Source organism: Amycolatopsis sp. H20-H5 (assembly GCF_035828755.1).
Classification (GTDB): domain Bacteria; phylum Actinomycetota; class Actinomycetes; order Mycobacteriales; family Pseudonocardiaceae; genus Amycolatopsis.
In genome coordinates, this window is sequence record NZ_JAYMZS010000227.1 from 1 (window position 1) to 5,582 (window position 5,582).

At 64.3% G+C, this 5,582-nt stretch carries 6 protein-coding genes; 2 read left to right on the top strand and 4 right to left on the bottom strand.

All coding sequences use genetic code 11. From position 1 onward, the window contains the following. Positions 1 to 458 precede the first annotated feature (458 nt). The 3 genes from QMK34_RS46715 to QMK34_RS46725 form a co-directional block, all read right to left on the bottom strand. A complete protein-coding gene (locus QMK34_RS46715) occupies positions 459 to 932 on the bottom strand; it encodes a YhjD/YihY/BrkB family envelope integrity protein (protein ID WP_326421458.1) in 474 nt (157 codons plus the stop codon). Between the two features lie 921 nt (positions 933 to 1,853). Then, complete coding sequence (locus QMK34_RS46720; RefSeq protein ID WP_326421459.1) at positions 1,854 to 3,059, bottom strand: AI-2E family transporter; 1,206 nt, start codon at positions 3,057 to 3,059, stop codon at positions 1,854 to 1,856. Positions 3,060 to 3,244: 185 nt separating this feature from the next. Continuing rightward, positions 3,245 to 3,469, bottom strand: coding sequence for a hypothetical protein (locus QMK34_RS46725; RefSeq protein WP_326421460.1), 225 nt, complete (start codon positions 3,467 to 3,469; stop codon positions 3,245 to 3,247). A gap of 186 nt (positions 3,470 to 3,655) precedes the next feature. Here QMK34_RS46725 and QMK34_RS46730 point away from each other — a divergent pair, with 186 nt between their 5' ends. Together QMK34_RS46730 and QMK34_RS46735 are read left to right on the top strand one after the other, a co-directional pair. Then, on the top strand, positions 3,656 to 3,922 hold the full coding sequence (locus QMK34_RS46730) for a hypothetical protein (protein WP_326421461.1): 267 nt from the start codon (positions 3,656 to 3,658) through the stop codon (positions 3,920 to 3,922). Positions 3,923 to 3,952: 30 nt separating this feature from the next. Beyond that, the gene (locus QMK34_RS46735; protein ID WP_326421462.1) at positions 3,953 to 4,159 is read left to right on the top strand and encodes a hypothetical protein; all 207 of its coding nucleotides are present in this window, start codon (positions 3,953 to 3,955) and stop codon (positions 4,157 to 4,159) included. Positions 4,160 to 4,551: 392 nt separating this feature from the next. Here QMK34_RS46735 and QMK34_RS46740 read toward each other — a convergent pair. After that, a partial coding sequence (locus QMK34_RS46740; protein WP_326421463.1) for a reverse transcriptase domain-containing protein occupies positions 4,552 to 5,582 on the bottom strand: 1,031 nt, incomplete at its 5' end.

The following is a 5,582-nucleotide window of genomic DNA, read 5'->3' on the forward strand; positions in this document are numbered from 1 at the left end:
ACGGCACCAACGCCATCAAACGAACGACCGAACGGATCGCCCGCAGCCCACTCAGAGCGCTCGCTATCATCGCTACCGTACGCAACCAATGTCACTCAACGTGATCTTGCCTTTGCCGTGCCGCCGGTGTCACCGTCGGCCTGCCACCCGCCCCGCGACCCGACCAGCCACATCCCGCCAGGGCCCCACAAGTAAGAGGCACCGAGTTGCTCACCATCCGACGATTCGGCATATCCGAAGGGCCCACCACGCTGCCCCGGCCCCCGAAAATTACCGAGTGCGATGCCGACGGCGCAATACGTCATTGTTACGGCACAGTACAAGCCAATATGTCGAGATCGACCAATACGGGACGGAACGAGTAGCACACAGGCGCACCGAGCGCGCCGATCGATCTCAACAGTCGTGGACGAGACGTCACAGAGGACGACCGTCACTGTCGATGGCGGCGGCTATTATTAAGGCGCCGAATCGCGGTTGAGCGCCACAGCGTCTGCTGCCGTCGCTGTCCACGCCGTGAGAAACACCAGGAGGCGTGATATCAGCGAGATAAAAAGCAACAATCCAATCACGGAACCGAAAGCAGTGCCGGTCGGGGAATCGCTAATTAATCCGACATAAATACTACCGGCCCACTTGAGTAGTTCGAACCCGACCGCGGCGGCCACAGCGCCCCTCACGGCGCTGCGCGCGCCGACTGCTGCCCGCGGAAGTTTCGCGAGCACCCACAGAAACACCAGCCAGTTCGCCAGCAACGCCAGCAACGTCGATACTATCGAGAGCACGATGTGGGCCCAACCAGTTGTAGTCATGCCTGCCAGCCCGAGTAAGCGCGCACCTAACGCGCCACCAATTGCGGTGAGAGCGAAGGACAGAACTAACGCGACCACCAGGCTCGCCAGCGCGAGCAGATCCTTCAGTACCATTTGCATGAGTGCTGCTCAACCCGCTGCTGGTTCCACATAGCGGTCAGCGCATCCCTCAAGGCGTTCATCCAGTTCCAACCCGAATACAGTCCTACCGCGAGGCCGAAGACCCCGACCTTCGCGCGATGCTCGATCAGGTTGTCAAGTAGCCCGCCGACAGTGCTGCCCAACGGACTCGGCACCGCCCCCCACGACTGCGCTGCGCAACACACTCAGTACATGCGGTTGTCCGGTTAACACGAAAGCCGCAGACGAGAAACCCACCATCAACATCGGTACTAGCGACAACAAGCTGAAGTAAGCTATTGAAGCCACGTACTGATAACCGCTGTGATCGAGGTAGCGATCGACAGCTCGAGCGAGATGGTCCACCCACCGGTGGCGGCGACGAAACCGACGCCATCCAGACACTTCATTGGACGCCCGACGCGGCGATTGCGATCGATGCCTACGCATCAGTATGTCTACCAAGAACCACACGGGCCCACCACCGCATACCAAAACCGGCATGCCCTTCCTCGCGCGCAGCCGGTATGCCCCCCGCCACCGGCAACATCACGTTCAGCTCCCATGGGCAGACTTACAGTATAGTACCGGACAGTCGGCACTCCACCTGCTGTGTTGCAAAGCGGCGCCCACCGTGGCGCGGTCAGTGGCACCTCGATGCCGAACTTCGTCACCGTGCTGGTAGCCCGCACCAAGGCACTCCGGGTGCCCTGCGGGCCGAGGGACTCGGCGAATCTGGCGCGCGGCTCACAATCCGCCACGAAGTCAGAAGTGCGGAAGGACATAGGCCTTCCACACGGTAAAGAAACCGGTCCAGTTCAGGATCGATCAGCTACACATACACCACGCGAACCCGGCTGGCGCACCGCCGCCGCCGACGACGCCGATTCGTCGGGACGTTCGTGCACGGCGGTGGCGGTGTCAGGCTTGGTCGAGTCGGGGGTAGGCCACCTCGCGCAGGATGAGCAGTCCTGCGGCGGCGATCGGGATCGCGACCAACGCGCCGATCACCCCGAGCAGCACCCCGCCGAGCAGCACCGCGACCACGGTGACCAACGCGGGGACCTGCACCGCTTTCCCGATGATCTTCGGCACCAGCAGGTAGTCCTCGACCACCCGGTAGACGATGAAGAACGCGACGGTGCCCAGCGCGACCGGCCACGACACTGTCAAGGCCACCAATGACACCCCGATCCCGGCGATGGCTGTCCCGAGTACCGGAATGAGGTCGAGCAGCGCGACCAGGATCGCCAGCAGCAGCGCGTACGGCACCCCGAAGATCAGCAACCAGACGAACGTGACAGTCCCGGCGATCAGGGAGATCAGCGCGTTGCCCAGCACATATCCGCCGACCTTGGCGAAGATCTCGTCACCGATGAGGATCGTGCGCGGGCGGCGGGTGTGCGGGATCAGCCGGTAGAGACCGGCACGGATGCGCGGCAGGTCGGACAGGAAGTAGATCGTCAGCACGATCACGATCAGCAGGTCACCGACGGTTCCCAGCACGGCCTTACCGGCGCTCAGTGCGCCGTCGAGGACACCGGAGCCCTGCCCGCCGCCGCTGAACAGTTGCTGTAGGTGCTGTTGAATCTGAAACCGGTCGTTGAGCTGCCCCAACGGCGAATTGTGGTCCTTGAGGGTCTGCAAGTACCGCGGCGCCTGGTGGGCGAACGCGGTGGCCTGCTCGACCACGACTGGGATGGCGGCGGCGAGAAACCCGCCGCCGATCAGTACCAGCGCCAGTAGCACCGACAGCACCGCCGCCCACCGCGGGAACCGACGCCCGACCAGCCACGACACCGCCGGTTCCAGACCGATCGCGAGGAACAACGCCAACCCGATCAGGACCAGCGTGTCCTGCGCGGTCACGACCAACTGCGCCACCAGATACGTCACCGCGACCCCGGCGGCGCCCAGCATCCCCACAAAGAACGGTGACCTGCGGTCTATCCGCTGCCCCGGCGCCCCCATCGGTGCCGCCGCGGTGCTCAACTCGGCTGCCTCGGCCTCGGCCTCCGCGACCGGGCCCTCCTCGTCGGTGTGCGGCTGAGCCACCAGATCATGGTGGACTTGCTCGGCATCAACCTCGTCGTGGCCGTGCTCGGCGTCAGTGCGCTCTGCCATCATCCTGACTCTCCCGTCCTCCACCTCGCACGATGGGCCGACACACGCTATCCCGCGACAGCGACAAGCAGGCACGCGACACCGCGGAAACACCAACGGTGTGGCCACCAGGCCAACAAGCAAGATGCGCTTCCGGCCACCCGGGCTCACCCCGAAACAGGCCGGACTGGCGCGGTGATCGAGACGCATCATTGCGCGAAGGGTCCGATGGTCACCCGAGCACTCGCCGACCTCATGCCCGACGCGGTGAACCCGCCCGCGCCGGGGCACTTGCACGACTGCCAGATCGATCCAGGGCCTGCGCGAGCCCGGCGAACCAATTTCCGACCTCGTTCGGCGGGCAGCGCCGCCCACTGCACGACCTGGGTGAACCCGGGACCGACCAGCGCCGAGCCGTAGATCTGCACGACCACGGCACCGACGACGACCAGGTGTGCGCCGCGCTGCAGCGGCGGGGCATAGCCGACCTGCTCGACACCATGACTCCCAGCGAATACCGGCCACCACCTGACGGACTCCAGGCCGCGGCGGTCGCCGATCGTGGGCCACCAAGATCCCGAAGCCCCCGTCGGCGGTGTTGGTTGGCTAAGGTTGTCCTCGTGCCGAGATTCGCCGCGTTCGATGCCTCCGCGCTACGGCGTACCAGCACAATCGGGCGATTGTCCTGGCTTGCCTCGTCGGTGGTGCTGATCCACATCACTGCCGCGGGTGTGGTCAACCAGGCCGCGACGCCACCGCAGAAACGGCGCCTGCTGGACGTGGCCACCACACGGGACCTCGTGCTGGTGGCATGGCGAGGCCACTGGGGCCAAGAGATCCTCGTCGTCGACGATCTTCGCCACGCCCGCACAGCCGTCCTGGAATAGCCGGGCACTGATGGGGAGGGGAGATCGGCGGTGGGCCGGTGGATCGAACCTCGTGACTGGCCACTGGAGGCGCCGTGCCCGACGTGCGGCAGCACCGAGGTCACCGAATCCCAGCTGACGGTGAACACCTGGCGGCACTACACCTGGGAATGTCAGCACTGCGGCACCCACCACCGCCGGCTGCATCCCCAAACCTGGACCGGCCCCCGCACCAGCACCTGGACCGCCACCCACTGACCTCGGACAACCGGAGGGCACCCAGCCAGGAGACCGATGCCCCGCCTGATGCCGGGTCAGGCCGCGCCCGGGGGGGGGGGTGCGTCGAGGGCCTGCGAGGGTGGTGTGCGGGGCAGCCACGGGCCGTGCATCGGGCCTTTCGGGGTGACGTGACGATAATGGGTCGCCCGTGACGTGCCGGTCAGTGCGCAGGATTTCTTCACCGATATCCCTGCGGAACGCAATTCGGCGAAAGTTGTGGTTATGATGTCCTCGGCGGCCTGTCGTTGTCCGCGCTCTCGGAGAGTTCCTCCACAAGCGCCTGCGGTCGGGTCGCCCGAGGGAATCGCACCCCCGGGCTCCCACAGATCCCGGCGTGACAATCTCTCGTCACCGGGCTCTTATTGTCCTGATCACCAGATCGAATGGACCCATTTCCAGTGAGCGAACAGGTTCGGCCACGTGGCGGTCACCTGTTTCCACCGCTTGTGGAACTTCTTGAAGGTCTTGACCTTCCGATACTTCTTGCGGACCCAGCGCATCAGGTAGTAGTTGACACGCCTCAGCAAGGGATACAACGCGGTCTGGTAGAGCGCGCCATAATACTGCATCCAACCGCGCACGACCGGGTTAATCTCCCGGGCAAGCCCAGCGAAAGTGCGGCCAGTGCGTAGATGTAGCCGCCAGGCTCGCACCTGCGCACTCATCTTCTTGAGGGCTTCCTTGCTGACCGCGGGCAGAAACGAGGTGAAAATCTCCCCGCTCTTGCTCCGCGCACGGCGGGCTTGGAAGGTGAACCCCAAGAACGTGAACGACGTCTCCGGATACATCCGGCTACGCTTCCCGTCCTTGCAGTACACCACCTTGGTTTTGTCCGGATGCAACTGCAACCCGACCTCGACCATCCGCTCCCCGATCGCCTTGACCACCATGGTTGCCTGACGTTCGCTGACGCAATGCACCACCGCATCGTCGACGTAACGTTCGAAAGTGACGCCCGGAAAATTCCGAGACATCCACGTATCAAACGCATAATGGAGAAACAGGTTCGCCAATACGGGCGAAACCGCTGACCCCTGTGGGGTTCCCCGGTCTCGCTGCAGCAAGGTACCGTCAGGCCGCTGCAACGGCGCAGCAAGCCACCGCTTCACGTACAGCAGCACCCAACGAGCGTCGGTGTGAGCCTCCACCGCCTGGACCATCAGGTCCCACGGCACACTGTCGAAGAACTTCTGGATGTCCAGATCGACCACCCAGTCCTTCTTCCAGCAACGTTTCCGGCATACCGCCACCGCGTCCAACGCAGACCGTCCCGGGCGGTCGGGTAGCCCGGGGCATTTCAGCCCCGGGCTCCCACAGATCCCGGCGTGACAGTCTCCCGTCACCGGGCTCTTATCATTCTGATCACCAGACAGCAGGGGCAGAAGCAGTCCATTTCCAGTGC

What these genes read in the sequence shown, in the direction of transcription:
- QMK34_RS46720 (WP_326421459.1), bottom strand. Translation starts at nt 3,059, where the DNA reads ATGATGGCAGAGCGCACTGACGCCGAGCACGGCCACGACGAGGTTGAT.
- QMK34_RS46715 (WP_326421458.1), bottom strand. Translation starts at nt 932, where the DNA reads ATGCAAATGGTACTGAAGGATCTGCTCGCGCTGGCGAGCCTGGTGGTC.